The sequence below is a fragment of the Paenibacillus alginolyticus DSM 5050 = NBRC 15375 genome (assembly GCF_000422905.1).
In the GTDB taxonomy this organism is placed as follows: domain Bacteria; phylum Bacillota; class Bacilli; order Paenibacillales; family NBRC-103111; genus Paenibacillus_E; species Paenibacillus_E alginolyticus.
Genome location: NZ_AUGY01000011.1, coordinates 113,737 through 129,723 on the forward strand (window position 1 = coordinate 113,737; position 15,987 = coordinate 129,723).

Below are 15,987 nucleotides of genomic sequence, written 5' to 3' on the forward strand. Positions count from 1 at the left end.
CGGGAGGGTATAGGTATGAGTTCCATTTATGAATTGAGATTGCACAAACTGCGTGATTACTTGGAGAAAAAGCAAATTGATATCGCCTTGATTACGAATCCAACGAATATTTATTTTTTTACCGGGTTCCATTCGAATCCGCATGAGCGATTCATGGCGCTTATCGTCGACATGGGCAGCGCCCGTGAAAGCATGATTGTTCCCGGCTTGGATTTGGAAGCTGCGCAGCAGCATTCATTTGTTCGCGATTTGATCCCTTGTTCGGACAGCGAGAATCCTTACGCTCTATTGAAAGACAAAGTGGGTAGAACTCGCATCGCCACGTTGGGGTTGGAAAAGAAAGCGATCAGCCTTTACAGGGTAGAGCAGCTGCAGGCGTTGTTTCCCGATGTGCATTGTACGGATATCGAACCATTTATTATACAAGAGCGGCTGATTAAGTCCGAAGAAGATCTTGTCAGCATCCACCGGGCGGTTGATATTGCCGAAAAAGTGCTTGAAAGCACTGTGCAAAAAGTTAAAGTGGGCATGATGGAACAGGAGCTTGCAGCTGAACTGGAGTATAAAATGAGGATGTTCGGAGGCGATAAGCCGTCATTCGAATCGATCATTTTGACTGGAAAAAGGTCATCCTTGCCTCACGGCAAACCAGGCGCTTATTCGATCCAGGAGAATGATTTTTTGCTCTTCGATTTTGGTGTTTATGCGGGCGGGTTTTGCTCAGATATTACCCGAAGTTTTTAGTTGGGGAAGGAACCAAAGAGCAGGAAACGATTTATGAAACGGTGTTAGCCGCGAATCTGGCAGCCATTCAGGCGGTCAAAGTGGGCACGCCATACGGAATCATTGATCAAACGGGGCGAGGTGTCATAGCAGCGAAGGGATATGGCGCTTATTTCAATAATCGGATCGGTCACGGCTTAGGTCTGGATGTGCATGAAGATCCTTCAATTAATGGTGAAAACGAGATGCTCATTGAGCCGGGACATGTATTCACGATTGAACCGGGCATATACTTGCCGTCGCTTGGCGGCGTTCGAATCGAGGACGATGTGTACGTGCAGCCAAACGGTCAGGTCGAAGTGTTGACCCACTATCCAAAGCAATTGCGCAGATTGTAAAATCGCAAAAAGAGGTTGTCCCAGAAGTCATTGATGACTAAGGGGCAACCTCTTCTTCATACCGCATGTACAGAATCACCTTTGACTAGAGTCACATAGATACGTTCGTGGTCGATCTCTTCATCCGCAATCAGTTTTAATAGCTGTTCGGAGGCCAATGCTCCCCATTTTCGCTTCGAGTAATCAATCGTCGCAAGACGGGGCTCCGTATACTGTGTCAACTCAATATTATCGAAACCGATAATATGAATGTGCGTGCCTATCCTATACTCGGATTCCTTGACGGCATTGTATAAGCCGATCGCCATCTCATCGTTCAAGCAGAAGACAGCGACAGGTTCCGTGTATTCCTGAATGATTCGCTCGGCGGCTTCTTCGCCGGCCGACTTGTTAAAGTCGCCTTGAATCTGCGTATAAGCAATTGGCTGATGACGCTCCACGACCTGACGGACTGCTTGAAGGCGCTGCATCGAGTCAAACGAGGCTTCAGGCCCCGTTATGACATAGATTTTACGGTGCCCTTTTTCAATCAGATACTCCATAGCTAACGCGGCCCCCGCTTTATTATCGAGCAGTACTTGATTCACATTCGAATGGTTCAGCTCACGGTCGAGCACAACCAGCTTATGTCCAAGCTCCGCATATTGAAGCAGCTCATCGCTGGAGAAAGAAGAGTCGAGCACAATGGCGCCGTCAATATTCCGTTCTGGCAGCAGACGGTGGGATTGCGCGCCGCTGCATACGATTAAGTCATAACCCTTTTTATTCAATACTTCTTTGATCCCCTGCAGCAGTTCCCCGTAGAATGCTCCGTTAAAATCCGTAAGAAAAGCCCCGATAATCTTAGTTTCCCGCTTTTTCAGAGATCTGGCAGCTGCATTCGGCATGTAATTTAATTCCTTGGCCACGGCCAATATTCGGCTGCTCGTTTCCTTCGTCACTTTGGGGTTCCCGTTTAACGCATAGGATACCGTGGAGATCGAGACCCCCGCTTTTTTAGCGATATCTTTAATACTAACCACAATAATTCGCCCCTAACGATCGATGCATCATTTCCCTTTACTATACCAATTTATCGGTGCCGCCGAAAGATCGCTGATTCCATTAGATGTAAATCGCAATAACATTATCTTCACCGTTTAACAAAATCTCCAATTGCTCGTGCCGCACTCTTGTTCCGCCATGGCGATAACGGTTTGGCATGACTTCGGTCTCTGCGACATGGCCATTAATCTCGATACGGGATTCCAATGACCCGTTGATATGATATTCGAATCTTACGGCGCGATTATTCCAGGCAAATTCGAAATGAAGCCCATCCATTTCATGCGGAAGCACGGGATCAATGATCAGATCTCCTCCGTCTTGGCGAATGCCGAGACAGTTGGATATGAGCTGGTTCATGTAGATTCCTGGTCCGCTGGAGTAGATTCTCCAGCCGCCTTTGACCGGAACTGTTCCTTCGAACAGCTCTTGGAATCGTTCCCCAGCATCATAACGGGTATTAAATTTCCCGTCTGAGCTGCTGAAGTAGGCATTGCTTTGGCGCAATTCAGCGTTCGGCACCACTTCCCGTAAGCCGATCGGATTAATCATGGCAAGACCCTGCCAAGCCTCGTCCACCTTGCCGAGCTTCGCCATTGCCTCCACGAAGCGGATATGAGCGTGCACATACTGCAGTCCGATTTCACGGCCAAAGTTCGCCGCTTGCTCCGCACGTTTGAAGTGCGTACTTACGCCGCCGGCATATCGTGCCGGGCGGTTCATCAAGCGGACGCCATCAGGGCAGTATAGCTCCTGCTTGATAAGCCGGTAATGCGATTCAGCCTGCTCTTCAGTCAGCAGCTCGGCGATCATGCTGCGCGTCATCGGCAGCAGGCGATATTGAATGCCCGTCTTCGTATCGGTCGGGTGAAGCATAAGCTCCGCTTCCCCCGGTTTCTCCATATAGACGAAGCCGGGAATGACATCCTTCTGCAGCATATATCGATGGAAGTCGGCTTGAATGCCAGCTGCCAGTTCATGCAGCTCCGCTGACAGCTCTTGGTATTCATCCGCTAAAGCAGTGGATAATTGATTCAGCACTTGATAAGTCAAGGCTACCGTCCAGCTGCTGATCATATATTGCTTGAGCTGCGCATTGGCTGGCTGGAGCGTATCGTCCCAGTCCCCGTCGCCATAAGCGGACAAATGAGTATCGTGAAGAAAATGATTCTTCATGTACGTCAATTGCTTCTGCACATGCTCAAGCAGGGTGGAGCATTCCTCAGTGAACTCGAAGCCTTCCCGCTCCGTATAAGGAATTCGTTCCTGAAGAATGCTGTAATCGTACGTAGCCGAGATATAATCGGCGATGACCTTAAGCGGCCATACAATGATGTCGCCATGGCTTTCTTCTTGTTGGATGCGGTAATATTGATCGAACATAAACCATTGCGGCCAGTTCCCGTCATCCTCATACTGATGGGCATATACGGTTTTTATAATTTCGCGCACTTGATCGTATTTCTGCGTTGCCATGAAGTATTCCGTAGGCCCTTGGCATACGTCTCGCGTGCCCCAAGCCGCTCCGCCGTATTGCTCCAGCCCGTGCGGCACGGAATAATGGACCAGCATATTATGGGTGTACCACCAGGCAAGAGCATTAACCTTATTTAGCGATTCCGTCGCTTCACCGCTGTGCGATAATTGGAAGCCATTCATTACTTTTCTAAAATACTCGCGGTATCGCTCTATTTCTAGAGCCGTATTCGGCCTCTCGAACGGCAGCTCGCCGCTGCGAATAAGTCCTTGAACCGTCAGGCTCCATTCCGAGCTAGCACTTAATTCGAGCACAACGAGCGAAGAGGATCCCGAATCAGCATGATCGGCTAGAGCTGTTTCGTCGGTCACGGTCACATCCGCTCCTGTAAGCTTCATACGGTAACACAGGTCTGGAAGGGTTCCAGCGTTATCTGAACCTTCGCACGAACGGAACACCAGAACATCGCCTTCACGTTCCATGAGGAATGGCACTCCGTATTCATTGTTATTCATGGATACTTGATTCGTAATTACATAGCGGTAAGGTTTTCCGCTTACGGATTGTACAATCAGATGAACCTCCGGCGTGTCCATTGCTGTGAGGTTCGTGACGACAATCGTGTCTTCAGCCGTTTTGTAGGTCCAACGTGCATAGTTAAAGCCAATCTCGTACATCGATGGCATCGTGAGCATCCGGAATTCGCCGTGCATCTCAACAAAAATCCTTTGACCTGACGTCTTCAGCACATTCAGCGCATTGCGGGCATTGGTCAGCATCTTGTTGGAGGATGTATTTCCCACCACGAGCTGCGAGTTAAATATGCCGTACATATAGGATGTGGTAGTAAGCACTTGTTCGTTCATGCGAGCGTTATCCCCTGTCATGAGGATATGTCCATGCGGACGCTCCACGAGCAGCTCTTTCTCCTTTAATACCACATGCTCGTGCCCCTCTGTGAAGAAAGACAGCAGAACCCCGTTATCCCACTCTTCTTGATGACGGCTAGGAAAGTCGCGCCCGATCTCCTCCATTGTCATAGATTCAACCTGTAGAGGATCGCCGATTCTGGGCTGAAGACTGACCGAATCCAGATATTCATCCCACTTTGTATCCAGTGTCTCCGCATATGTCCATGCTTCCTGCACTTCATCCTTGTAGGCCAAGCTTACAACTGCATCCGGATGGTGAGGTTTGAACAGACCGTAAAAAACAAATCGCGCCATTCCATCGACTGTCACACGCTTTGATTGTAAAGCTGTATAAGCGAATTCATATTGATAGATCTCGCTAGCCAGCTTGGCCTTAGTCAACGCCTCAGGCTTGTTCGTTGCCTTATAGGATAAACCGAAGAATTGGAACCCGTCCGTTGCGTATTCCGCTGCATTGGTTAAAGAACCCTGCTGCAAGTACGGGAATTGTCCCTGCTGCGGCATATTTTGACGAGAACAGACGACCCAGCCTATGACAGGGTCATGAAAAACGGAATGATCCATATATTGAGACAGATAGGCTTCATTTGATCGAACAGCACCTTGATCCGCAATGCCCACATCTTGCCCATAGACAACATCGATGTCCGCTCCATGACCATGGACCCGTACGTCCCAGAACCAGATCAATTGAGGAGTGAGAGTAAATATGACCTCATATTCAAGCTCATCAACATGACCCTTCCAAGAGATCTGGCTGTCAGTGCGACTGATTCGACTTGCAGAACGGATGCCAAGCAGCGGTACAAAGGATATCGATGATTCCCGGTGGATACGCAAATAAATATTGTTCATTGAACCGTCAATGGGGTTAGTTATCAGCTGATTGATCATCGTCTGATTGTAGGTAATCTTCCTGATATCCCCGCTGTTCATAAAAGTGAACGCCAACGCTCCATTTCGGATGCTAAAGTCTGTATCATTAGGTCTTGTCATGTCCTTCACTCTCTTTCTTATTCGAACTATTTAGGTGGAAAATTGTAAATCGAAACGTTTCTATTGGTATTAAACCATTATAAATAGCATTAGTTTTGGAGTCAACAAACAATTAAATAACGATGAAATTACCTATATGACCACTTCCATTCACAAAAATGCGTTTATCATCGTGTTTTTATCGAAATTACAAATTGAATCGAAACGTTTCTATTATGTCGAAGCGTAAACAAAAAGACAGCCTGAGCCCATGGTTGAACGGTTACCCGAAAGAAGCAAAAAAAGATGACTCCCTGCGAATACCGAATACAGGAGCCATCTTTATCAATTTGATCGATTTATTCGGCAAAACCCAGCTTGTTCATCTTGTTGTACAGTGTTGCGCGTGACAGACCGAGCCTTTTGGCCGCCGCCAACTTATTGCCTTTTTCCAGTTCCAAAGCTTTGATAATGATCTGTTTCTCATGTACTTCCAACTCCACCTGCAAGGTTTGGATCACATTCGGAATTTCCTCTTGGAGAGGAGGACCATCCTTATGTTTACTGGTAGTACTGGCATAGATGGACAGCGGCAGGTCATCTCTTTTCACCGATCCGTCCGCAGCAAAAACGACCAATCGTTCAATCGTGTTCCGCAATTCTCGTATATTGCCGGGCCAACTGTAGTGAAACAGATCCAATAAGACCTCTTGCGGGATATGCTGAATGAGTCGGTTATAGCTAATTGAGAATTCATTCAAGAAACAATGCGTCAGTTCGATGATATCTTCTTTTCTCTCGCGAAGCGCGGGAATGTCAATCGTAACCACATTCAAGCGGTAGTAAAGGTCTTCTCGGAACGACCCGTTTTTGACTTGAGCGTTCAAATCGCGATTTGTGGCGGCAATGATTCGAAAATCGGCCTTCAACTGCTTGGTTCCGCCTACGGCGTAATAGGTTCTCTCCTGCAGCACACGCAGAAGCTTGACCTGCATATCGAGCGGCATTTCACCAATTTCATCCAAAAATAAGGTGCCGCCCGTCGCAAGTTGTATTTTTCCCTTTTTGCCATTGCTGTCAGCTCCAGAAAAGGCGCCTTTTTCATATCCGAACAATTCGCTTTCGAATAAGGAAGGAGAAATGGCACCGCAGTTGATCGCGATAAACGGAGCGTCTGATTTTTCTCGCACGTCATGGATGGCTTTGGCGAATAGCTCCTTGCCTACACCGGTTTCACCGAGAATGAGAACCGTTGCTTTGGTTGTGCCAACTTTTTTGCACATGTCTATCGTTCGCTTAATGGCGCTGCTCGTCCCTTTGATTGAGCTGAATGGATCGGTCGATGGTTGAAACTGGGCCATTTGCTGCTGCAGTTGATGGACCTTGGAATTGGCGTTGAATAGCTCTTGATTCAACCTGACCTCACTGGTAATGTCAGTTTCTGCAACGACAGAGCCGATGATTTGCCCATTTAGGCGAATAGGGTTCGAGTTAATCAAGACATATAAATCGGGTCGCGGTTGGTGAAGCTTACGAAATACAGAATCGCCGGTTTTATGGGTTTTTAAGATTTGCAGCATGTCAGCAGGAAAATAATCGGCCATTGATTGGTTAAGAATGTCTTCGGCTTTGATAGAAAAGATTCGCTCAGCCCCCTTGGTCCACACGACCGTTCGTTCTTGATCATCAATCATGGAGATGGAGGCATCCATCGTGGCGATCATCGACTCGAAATAAGCTTCCAAAATTTGGTGCGCTTGATGAAAGGCAGTAAGCATATCGGCAGCGGTCACATAACCGATCGGCTGGTTGTCAGCATTTTGCACAAGGATGTAATCGGTTTCGTGAAATAGCGGGATGACAGCGTCTATCGGCGTCTTTTGAGAGATGGATACGGCGGTTTGCCAAGGCACATTCATCAAGCTCAGCCCGTTAACTGGGCGTTCTCCGACATAATAATAAAGCTGCAAGCCGTCTTTATAAAAAAGAACCGTTTTTTGATTCGGCTGCAAGGAGGATGTATATTGCGCAAACCGTGCTTCCACGTCTCCGTCTTTTTCTATGAAACAATAATTGTTCCGAATCAAATCGTCTAGGATAGGGGCTTTGTGCTTCATTGTCATGACCTCGCCTTATATGGGTAGCTTTTTTGTTAAAATTATACGCCTCATGTGAATAAGTGTAAATTTTTTTAGACACATGCGGCTCTATAATTTGGCATGAAAATTGCTTATATAAAATGTATGAGTGATGAATCTACATGTTGGAAAGGGAATATGTCTATGGGTGTGAATCATGCGGAAGTTGTCATTATTGGAGGTGGAATCGTCGGTTCAGCCATTGCTTATTTTTTGAGTAAACAAGGGTTGGACGTAACCGTGCTTGAGAAAGGGGAAGTGGCGAGCGGTACGTCATCTCGTTGCGATGGCAACATTTTGGCTATCGATAAAGATCCAGGCTTTGATAGTCAAATGTCGCTGGTTAGTCAACAGATCATTGATGAACTGAGCCGGGAATTGGCATGTCCGTTCGAATATAGGGCGCCAGGCAGCATTCTCGTCTGTGAAACGGAGGAAGAAATGGAGGCGGCGCAGTTGTGGGTGAATCGGCAGAAGGCGTTAGGCCTTCCGTTTCGGATGCTGGACCGGCAGGACATTCGCCAAGAGTCTCCGTTCCTTGCCGACGATCTTCACGGCGGATTCGAGTGCGGCACGGATTCAACCGTCAATCCTTATCTGCTTACTTACTCCTTATTTGATGATGCTCAAAAAAAATATGGTACCCGTGTCTGTTTGAAAACGGAAGTTACTTCCATTAACAAAGATCATGTTACAGGAAATTTCAAGATCAGGACGAATCGGGGAGATTTTACTGCTAAAAAAATCGTGAATGCAGCAGGTGTATGGGCTCCGCATATCGGCCGCATGGTCGGCTTGGATATCCCGATCGTGCCCCGGAAAGGGCATCTGATCGTTGCTTCGCGCCAAGTCCCTGTCGGCTTGCGGAAAGTGATGGAGTTCGGTTATTTGATCTCCAAATTCGGCGGTCGGCGGAAAGTCGATCCGCTCACGGAAAAATACGGCGTTGCACTGGTATTCGAACCTACGGAAAGCCAAAACTTTTTGATTGGCAGCAGCCGGGAGTTTGTCGGTTTTGATACCCATGTGAATATGGAAGTTGTCCGTTGTATGGCGAGAAGAACGCTTCGTTTTTATCCCAAAATCGGAGATTTTCAAATCATTCGCACTTACACCGGGTTAAGGCCCTGGACGAAAGATCATTTGCCGATCGTTTCTGCAGTCCATGAGGTGCCAGGCTATTATATCGCGGCAGGCCATGAAGGAGACGGCATCAGCTTAGCTGCGGTGACAGGGAAACTGATGAGCCAAATCATAACGGAGCAGTCTGAGACGATCATTTCAACCGATCCGTTAAAGTTTGAGAGATTTCAGGAAAGGGTGGACCCTGCGTGAAGAGCAAAAAAGTGTTTACAACTGTAGATACGCATACCGGCGGAAATCCTACGAGAACGGTGATCAGTGGACTTCCCAAGTTGGTAGGGTCAACGATGTCGGAAAAAATGCTGCATATGAAAACGGAGTATGATTGGATCCGAAAAATATTAATGTACGAACCAAGAGGACATGGCGTCATGTCAGGCGCTCTACTCGTGGAACCTTGCCATCCGGAGGCGGATATCGGTGTGATCTATATTGAAACCGGCGGTTATTTGCCGATGTGCGGCCATGACACCATAGGCGTTTGTACGGCATTGGTCGAGACCGGAATGATCCCCGTCACAGAGCCCACGACGTATTTGAAGCTCGATACACCTGCGGGATTAGTTGAAGCAGAGCTTACGGTGCAGAACGGGAAGGTGCAAAAAGTAGCCTTTCAAAATGTACCCGCATTTTTGTATAAGCATGTAAAGATAGAAGTGGAAGGACTTGGAAGCGTCTACTGTGACATCGCATATGGCGGCAACTTTTACGCGATCACGGATGCCCGGGTGCTGGGGCTTGAGATTACGCCATCCAACGCAGATACCATTGTGAAAATGGCCGTAAACTTGCGCAAAGCGATTAACCAATCTGTCAACGTGGTGCATCCGGAGGCTCCGTATATAAGGGGATTAACTCACGTTGAATTTTATACAGACCCGACGCATCCGGACGCCCATGTGAAAAATACCGTGATCGTTCCTCCTGGCGGAATTGACCGCTCTCCTTGTGGCACAGGAACATCGGCTAAGCTTGCGGTGATGTTCGCCAAAGGGGAAATTCGCATGAACGAGGAGTTTGTACACGAGAGTATTGTTGGTTCGCTGTTCCGCGCCAGGGTCGTCGGCACGACACAGGTAGGTCGCTTCCCGGCTGTGGTGACCAGAATCGAAGGTTCGGCTTGGATGACGGGGATGCACACATTTTTTATGCACGAGGACGATGAGCTTAATGAGGGATTTTTATTGATTCCGCCTGCAGAAGATCACTAAGAAAGAAGGCTAAGCAATGGAACTGAAGCAGTATTATACAACGATTGATGCGCATACAGGAGGAGAGCCTTTGCGTATTATTACAGGGGGGATTCCACCTTTAAAAGGCGTTACCATGCTTGCGAGAAGGCACTACTTTCGCGAACACTATGATTACATTCGGAAAGTTCTCATGTTTGAACCTCGAGGGCATCATGGGATGTACGGTTGTGTAATCACATCGCCAGTAAGTCCAGATGCCGATTTCGGCGTACTCTTTATGCATAACGAAGGATTCAGCACGATGTGCGGGCACGGTATCATTGCAGTGGTAACGGCTGCCATCGAAATGGGCTTTCTTCCCGCAGCCGAGGAACGCTCTCAGATCATCATAGATACTCCGGCCGGTAAAGTGATTGCGAAAGCCGAATGTGAAGGCACAGAGGTGAAGTCAGTTTCGTTCCTGAACGTTCCATCGTTCGTTTTCGCTCAAGATGTGCGAGTAGAGGCTCTAGGCAAATCTTTCACGATAGACATCGCTTTTGGCGGCGCCTTCTATGCGATCGTCCAAGCAGAGGACCTTGGCATCTCTGTTGACATTGCTGAGTTATCAATACTCCAAGAGTGGGGCTCTGTGATTAAAGCCTATATCGAGAGCCATATGACGGTTAGCCATCCCTTAGAGCCGCAGCTGCAGGGCATTTATGGTGTGATTGTTTCCGATTCTCCCCAGAAGGAAGGCTCGCATTTGCGCAATGTGACGATATTCGCCGATGCGCAAATTGACCGTTCGCCTTGCGGAACGGGAACTTGTGCCCGTATGGCAGCCTTGCATGCCCGTGGCGAGTTAGAGATAGGTCAAAACTTTGTACACGAAAGCATTGTAGATAGCCAGTTTACGGGACGCATCATGGAAACGGTGAAAGTGGATGAATATGAAGCTATCATCCCTCTTATCCAAGGTAGAGCTTTCATCACGGGGACACACCAGTTTATTGTTGACCCCTCTGATCCGCTCGGGGAAGGTTTCCTTTTGGGTTAATGAGCAGGGGGACTAAGGAGGATGAAGCGCAAATGTATACATATAGCGTAACCCAATGGATTTACGGAACCGAAGATTTGGAAACGAGTCTAGTTCGATTGAAAAAGTACGGTTATGACGGAGTGGAGCTTGCAGGTGAACCGGATAAAATGGACCTGAGCGCTGTTCAATCACTATTAAGCAAGTACGGTTTGGCATGCACCTCCATATGTGGAATCTATAGAATGGATCGCGATCTCTCTAGTCCTAATGCAGAAATACGGAGTCATGCCGTTCAATATGAACATAGCTCCATATCTGGCTCATGTCCATATCGCTGACAACACGAGAGAAGCGGCTGGTTTAGGCCAAACCAACTTTGAGGATGTATTTGAACTTTGCAGGAGATCGGTTACCAAGGGTGCATTGCCATGGAATTTATGCCGCCGGTATCTAATCCATATATGGCGGCTCAACAAAGCGAATCGGGTGCACTTCATGATACCTATACACAACAATCCTATCAAAAACGATCGCAGCAGCGCTTGTGGAGGTTGAACCAGGTGCTATGAGAGAACTGCATTGGCATCCGAATAACGACGAGTGGCAGTATTACCTTACCGGACAAGGGCGCATGACGGTATTTGATGGTAATGGGATAGCCCGAACATTTGATTATAGAGCGGGTGATGTTGGCTATGTACCATTTGCTACGGGTCACTATATTCAAAATACCGGTAATCAACCGTTATGGTTTCTAGAAATGTTCAAGAGTGACCGATTTGTTGACATATCATTGAATCAATGGATGGCGCTTACCCCTCACGACCTGGTTAGAAACAATTTGCATGTTGGACCCGAATTATTGGATGCGCTTCGCAAAGAGAAATGGCCAGTTGTCAAATATCCTGGATTTTCCTATTACCCCAAGTAAGGGCGAAATGGGCGAAGTTATATTTGCGAAAAAGGCATGCTGCACACGAGCATGCCCACCTGCCATTTTCAAGTCTCAGTCATTACGCCGCCATTTACATGCAGTACCTGTCCGGTAACAAAAGAGGAATCATCCGATGCCAAGTAGATGTAGGTCGGAGCAAGCTCGAACGGCTGACCGGCACGTTTCATCGGTGTCTCTGTACCGAATGTTTTTACGTATTCTGCGGAGTAACTGGAAACGATTAACGGGGTCCAAATCGGGCCCGGAGCTACCGCATTCACCCGGATTCCTTGTTTCACTAGCTGAAGCGAAAGCGAACGGGTGAACGATACGATTGCCCCTTTGGTCGATGAGTAATCTACAAGCAACGGCGCCCCCGCGTATGCAGTAACAGAGGCCGTGCTGATGATCGAGCTTCCTGGCTGCAAATACGGAAGCGCGGCTTTGGTCATAAAGAACATCGGGAAAATATTCGTTCGGAACGTATCCTCGAGCTGCTGGGTACTTATATTCAGGATGCTTTCTTGAGGAAACTGAACGCCTTGATTCAGCACTAGAGTATCGATTCTCCCGAAGAATTCCAATGTTTTTCGCACGATTTCATTGGAGAACTCCTCGTCTCTTAAGTCCCCTGCAATCGGAAGGCAGCGTCGGCCATAGCGCGATACCATTTCCACGGTTGCATTAGCGTCTTCATGTTCGTAAAGGTAAGCAATAACTACATCCGCGCCCTCTTTGGCAAAGCCGATAGCCACGGCTCTCCCGATCCCGCTGTCTCCCCCCGTAATAATAGCGACCTTTCCTTGTAATTTCCCGCTTCCAACATAGTCTGGATTGTCTGATATAGGTGCTGGTACCATTAAGTACTCCAAACCTGGTTGTCTGTCTTGATGCTGCGGCGGAAAGGTAACGGGTTTATTTTCGCACTTTGTTTCATAACTGTAATAAGGATATTTCGGGTACATAGCCATCCTCCATTCATTTTTACAACAGCATGATATTCACCCAGATCATGTATGGTTCTGATCAGGTTCTGATTACTGGAAAACTTGTAGGAGTTTTGAAAATGATGTCGAAATATAGGTAAGGAAATAAATACCAACATAAAAGGGGTAGAACGGATGAATCGCAAAAAAACGCTTTGGACATTGATTGTGTCGCAAATCGTGTACGTCTTGTTTGTAATCGTATGGCTGTTTGTCGCCGGAATGTCGGTCATGATGTTCGACCATCCTGATGCGGCAAGGGATGTGACGACTTGGCTGATTTTTTCTTATATTGTCATTTATCCGTTAGGACTTCTGGCCGCGCTAATTGCAGGATGGATTCTCTTTTCCCGCCGGAGGTATAAGGCTGCGCTGATCTGGAACTGCATCCCGCTGCTCTGGATCGTGCCCTTGCTGGGCTTTTTAGCTTATGCGAATTTATAAACACATAAGTAAATAGATAAAAAGACACCGCGCAGGTGTCTTTTTGCATGCCAGCTCCTTCCGACAGAAGGTGAGCAAGGCGATAGTGAAGCATTTGCTTCCGTCAAGCATGGCCCGCTGTAAGTTTGAGCCGCTTGGCCAATCCGGTTAAAAAGTATAAAAGCACGTGCATGCTAATCCGTGTCGTCCGGTCTCGCGTATCACGGTTCGGGTCCACACAAACCATGTCCATCGCGATGACGCGGTCCCACGCGCCGAGAACCTCTGCGCAATAAAACAAGTCGAGCGGAGAAAGGCCTCCCGGTCCGATCGCCGGTACTCCAGGAACATCCGACTGATCGAGTACATCGATGTCGAACGTCGCATAGACCACATCGACGTTCATCTTAAGCCTGGCGATTGCTTCTCCTAGAATCGTCTGCATACCGCGTTCTCTGACCTGCTTCGCCGTATAGAGGGTAACACCCTGTTGTTCGGCGTAGGTGCGGTACTGCTTGGAGTTGGCGAAGCTGCGGAGGCCGATGGTCACGACATCCTCGCCCCGCAAGACTCCGGTTTCCATAAGGCTGCGAACGGGAGTCCCGTTCGATCTGCCCCCGGAAGCGGTGTCCCGTACATCGAGATGGGCGTCGAATTGGATCAACCCGATCCGTTCTCCGCGAACGCGTTGTAGGCCGGTTAACGCTGGAAACGTGATTGAATGGTCGCCGCCGATCAAACACGGAACGACAGTCGGTAACCGTCTAGCCACTTCGTCGAAAGCTTGTTCAATATGATGGTGGCATTGCGGAATATCAGTCGTATGCATGACGATGTCGCCGAGGTCGCGCACGCGCAGCGGCAGCAAATCCACATCGTCTTCGAAGTTATAAGTCGTGAACGCGCTGAACAACTGGCGGAATACGGTCGGATGCATATGAGCGCCAGAGAAGCTGATTGAGCTCTTCGAAAGCGGTGCCCCGATAAGAGCCGCGTGAAACCGTTCGGCGCCGTCCCATTCGGTGATCCAATCGCTTAGCCGGGTCACGTTAGGATCTCCTTGACCGGGCGTATAAACGAGACTAGGCCGCTGGATATAAGGTATTTGATTCATCATGAATGCCTCCTATCTGGAATCGAAGCCGCTACTTGCTTCGGATCATTTGTTTTGCAGCACCTGGCTCAAAAATGTTTGCGTTCGCGGATGCGACGGGTTCGTAAAAATGTCCGAAGGGACTCCTTCTTCGAGGATAACGCCGCCATCCATGACGACAACCCGATCGGCCACGTCGCGGGCGAATCCCATCTCGTGCGTGACGATGATCATCGTCATCCCTTCTTGCGCCAGATTGCGCATCACCTGAAGCACTTCTCCCACCGTTTCCGGATCGAGAGCGGATGTAGGTTCGTCGAACAGCATCACCTTCGGCTTCATCGCAAGTGCGCGGGCAATCGCGACGCGTTGCTTTTGGCCGCCGGAGAGACTCGATGGACGGGCATTCGCCTTTTCCTCCAAACCGACCTTGCGGAGCAGTTCGAGTGCCAGAAGTTCCGCTACCTCTTTGTGCATGCCGCGTAATGAAGTTGGGGCCAGCGTGATGTTCTGCAGCACTGTCATGTGCGGGTAAAGGTTGAATGATTGAAATACCATTCCTACTTCCTGCCTCATCGCATTCAGTTCGTTTTGCGGCATTTCCCGGGAATGTCCGCCGGCCGAAATGCGGCCGATTGCCTTTCCTTCGATGAACACGTTCCCTTCTTCGAACGTCTCCAAATAGTTGATGCAGCGCAGCAGCGTGCTTTTTCCCGAACCGGACGGTCCGAGGATGACCACGACTTCCCCGCGATTCACCTGAAGATCCACACCCCGCAGCACGCGGTTGCTGCCGAACCTTTTGTGTAAGTCGTTAATTCGTATCATCGCATGTCATCTCCTGTGCTCAGACGTTTCTCCAGCTTCATCCCAATAAGTCCGATAATGTTGTTGACCACGTAATAAAGAATGGCGACAGCAATCAAAAATTCCAGCGTCTTGTACGTATCGGCGATCAGGATGTTTGCCTGACGGAACAGCTCCACTACCGTGATCGTGGACAGCAGCGACGAGTTTTTGGTCAGCGAAATCAGCTCGTTGGTCATCGGTGCAAGCATTCGGATAACCGCTTGCGGAATGATGATCTTCCGCATCGTTTGCGCGTAGGAGAAGCCGATCGATCGTCCAGCCTCCATCTGTCCCCGGTCGATCGATTGGATGGTGCTGCGAATGATTTGCGACGAGTAGGCGCCGCCGTACATCGCAAGGGCGATGATGCCGGACACCCAAGGGACCGTATCGATACCGAACAGGATCGGCAAGCCGTAGTATAAGAGGAAAAGCTGGACAAGCAGCGGCGTTCCCCGGAACCAGGAAAGATAGGCGAGGGACAAGAACCTTATCGGTCTGTTTTTGGCCATCTGCCCAAACGAAATGATCGTTCCGACCAAGATGCTAAGCGTAAACCCTGCTAGCGTGTAAGCAACTGTATACCATAACGACTGCAAAAGGAGACGAATGTTTTGCCATTCCGCCAGGATGCTAAAATCAAGATGCTGCATGGTCA

13 protein-coding genes and 2 pseudogenes are annotated in these 15,987 nt (G+C 48.6%); 8 read left to right on the forward strand and 7 right to left on the reverse strand.

Features of this window, described 5'->3' with window-relative positions; all coding sequences use genetic code 11:
• Positions 1 to 15: 15 nt before the first annotated feature.
• Positions 16 to 1,121: pseudogene (locus tag G519_RS41890) on the forward strand (M24 family metallopeptidase).
• A 56-nt stretch (positions 1,122 to 1,177) separates the two neighbouring features.
• On the opposite strand, the gene G519_RS0105725 reads toward G519_RS41890, so the two are convergent.
• From G519_RS0105725 to G519_RS0105735, 3 genes are all read right to left on the reverse strand, one after another.
• Entirely contained in the window at positions 1,178 to 2,143 is a 966-nt protein-coding gene (locus tag G519_RS0105725) for a LacI family DNA-binding transcriptional regulator (RefSeq protein ID WP_029193867.1), read from the reverse strand.
• 82 nt (positions 2,144 to 2,225) lie between these two features.
• Positions 2,226 to 5,570, reverse strand: a complete 3,345-nt coding sequence (locus G519_RS0105730; RefSeq protein ID WP_029193868.1) for a GH36-type glycosyl hydrolase domain-containing protein — start codon at positions 5,568 to 5,570, stop codon at positions 2,226 to 2,228.
• Positions 5,571 to 5,908: 338 nt separating this feature from the next.
• Positions 5,909 to 7,666 carry a sigma-54 interaction domain-containing protein gene (locus tag G519_RS0105735; RefSeq protein ID WP_029193869.1) on the reverse strand — a complete coding sequence of 586 codons (1,758 nt, stop codon included), beginning with the start codon at positions 7,664 to 7,666 and terminating at the stop codon, positions 5,909 to 5,911.
• A gap of 171 nt (positions 7,667 to 7,837) precedes the next feature.
• Here G519_RS0105735 and G519_RS0105740 point away from each other — a divergent pair, with 171 nt between their 5' ends.
• From G519_RS0105740 to G519_RS41895, 6 genes and pseudogenes are all read left to right on the forward strand, one after another.
• Positions 7,838 to 9,022, forward strand: a complete 1,185-nt coding sequence (locus G519_RS0105740; RefSeq protein ID WP_029193870.1) for an NAD(P)/FAD-dependent oxidoreductase — start codon at positions 7,838 to 7,840, stop codon at positions 9,020 to 9,022.
• Entirely contained in the window at positions 9,019 to 10,041 is a 1,023-nt protein-coding gene (locus G519_RS0105745) for a proline racemase family protein (protein WP_029193871.1), read from the forward strand. The genes G519_RS0105740 and G519_RS0105745 overlap by 4 nt, the downstream gene beginning before the upstream one ends.
• A 16-nt stretch (positions 10,042 to 10,057) precedes the next feature.
• Positions 10,058 to 11,062 carry a proline racemase family protein gene (locus tag G519_RS0105750; RefSeq protein ID WP_029193872.1) on the forward strand — a complete coding sequence of 335 codons (1,005 nt, stop codon included), beginning with the start codon at positions 10,058 to 10,060 and terminating at the stop codon, positions 11,060 to 11,062.
• 32 nt (positions 11,063 to 11,094) lie between these two features.
• A complete protein-coding gene (locus G519_RS0105755) occupies positions 11,095 to 11,382 on the forward strand; it encodes an apurinic/apyrimidinic endonuclease family protein (protein ID WP_029193873.1) in 288 nt (95 codons plus the stop codon).
• A gap of 90 nt (positions 11,383 to 11,472) precedes the next feature.
• Positions 11,473 to 11,613 (forward strand): hypothetical protein, encoded by a 141-nt coding sequence (locus G519_RS49950; protein ID WP_154669541.1) that lies wholly within the window; start codon positions 11,473 to 11,475, stop codon positions 11,611 to 11,613.
• Positions 11,562 to 11,975, forward strand: a pseudogene (locus tag G519_RS41895) (cupin domain-containing protein); the annotation flags it as partial. The gene G519_RS49950 and the pseudogene G519_RS41895, both read left to right, overlap by 52 nt.
• A 68-nt stretch (positions 11,976 to 12,043) precedes the next feature.
• Here the strand turns inward: G519_RS41895 and G519_RS0105765 are convergent.
• Entirely contained in the window at positions 12,044 to 12,943 is a 900-nt protein-coding gene (locus tag G519_RS0105765) for an SDR family oxidoreductase (RefSeq protein WP_029193874.1), read from the reverse strand.
• A 156-nt stretch (positions 12,944 to 13,099) separates the two neighbouring features.
• Here G519_RS0105765 and G519_RS0105770 point away from each other — a divergent pair, with 156 nt between their 5' ends.
• A complete protein-coding gene (locus tag G519_RS0105770; RefSeq protein ID WP_029193875.1) occupies positions 13,100 to 13,408 on the forward strand; it encodes a hypothetical protein in 309 nt (102 codons plus the stop codon).
• Positions 13,409 to 13,511: 103 nt separating this feature from the next.
• On the opposite strand, the gene G519_RS41900 is transcribed toward G519_RS0105770, so the two are convergent.
• Genes G519_RS41900 through G519_RS0105785 form a run of 3 tightly spaced genes read right to left on the reverse strand, consistent with a single transcriptional unit; the run spans position 13,512 to position 15,982 of the window.
• On the reverse strand, positions 13,512 to 14,504 hold the full coding sequence (locus G519_RS41900) for an agmatinase family protein (protein ID WP_244280026.1): 993 nt from the start codon (positions 14,502 to 14,504) through the stop codon (positions 13,512 to 13,514).
• Between the two features lie 42 nt (positions 14,505 to 14,546).
• Entirely contained in the window at positions 14,547 to 15,308 is a 762-nt protein-coding gene (locus G519_RS0105780; protein ID WP_029193876.1) for an amino acid ABC transporter ATP-binding protein, read from the reverse strand.
• On the reverse strand, positions 15,305 to 15,982 hold the full coding sequence (locus G519_RS0105785; protein ID WP_029193877.1) for an amino acid ABC transporter permease: 678 nt from the start codon (positions 15,980 to 15,982) through the stop codon (positions 15,305 to 15,307). The genes G519_RS0105780 and G519_RS0105785 overlap by 4 nt, the downstream gene beginning before the upstream one ends.
• Positions 15,983 to 15,987: the final 5 nt, after the last annotated feature.

Coding starts and splice junctions, on each gene's coding strand:
- G519_RS0105730 (WP_029193868.1), bottom strand. CDS start 5,570: ATGACAAGACCTAATGATACAGACTTTAGCATCCGAAATGGAGCGTTG.
- G519_RS0105735 (WP_029193869.1), bottom strand. CDS start 7,666: ATGAAGCACAAAGCCCCTATCCTAGACGATTTGATTCGGAACAATTAT.
- G519_RS0105750 (WP_029193872.1), top strand. CDS start 10,058: ATGGAACTGAAGCAGTATTATACAACGATTGATGCGCATACAGGAGGA.
- G519_RS0105755 (WP_029193873.1), top strand. CDS start 11,095: ATGTATACATATAGCGTAACCCAATGGATTTACGGAACCGAAGATTTG.
- G519_RS49950 (WP_154669541.1), top strand. CDS start 11,473: ATGGAATTTATGCCGCCGGTATCTAATCCATATATGGCGGCTCAACAA.
- G519_RS0105765 (WP_029193874.1), bottom strand. CDS start 12,943: ATGTACCCGAAATATCCTTATTACAGTTATGAAACAAAGTGCGAAAAT.
- G519_RS0105770 (WP_029193875.1), top strand. CDS start 13,100: ATGAATCGCAAAAAAACGCTTTGGACATTGATTGTGTCGCAAATCGTG.
- G519_RS41900 (WP_244280026.1), bottom strand. CDS start 14,504: ATGATGAATCAAATACCTTATATCCAGCGGCCTAGTCTCGTTTATACG.
- G519_RS0105780 (WP_029193876.1), bottom strand. CDS start 15,308: ATGATACGAATTAACGACTTACACAAAAGGTTCGGCAGCAACCGCGTG.
- G519_RS0105785 (WP_029193877.1), bottom strand. CDS start 15,982: ATGCAGCATCTTGATTTTAGCATCCTGGCGGAATGGCAAAACATTCGT.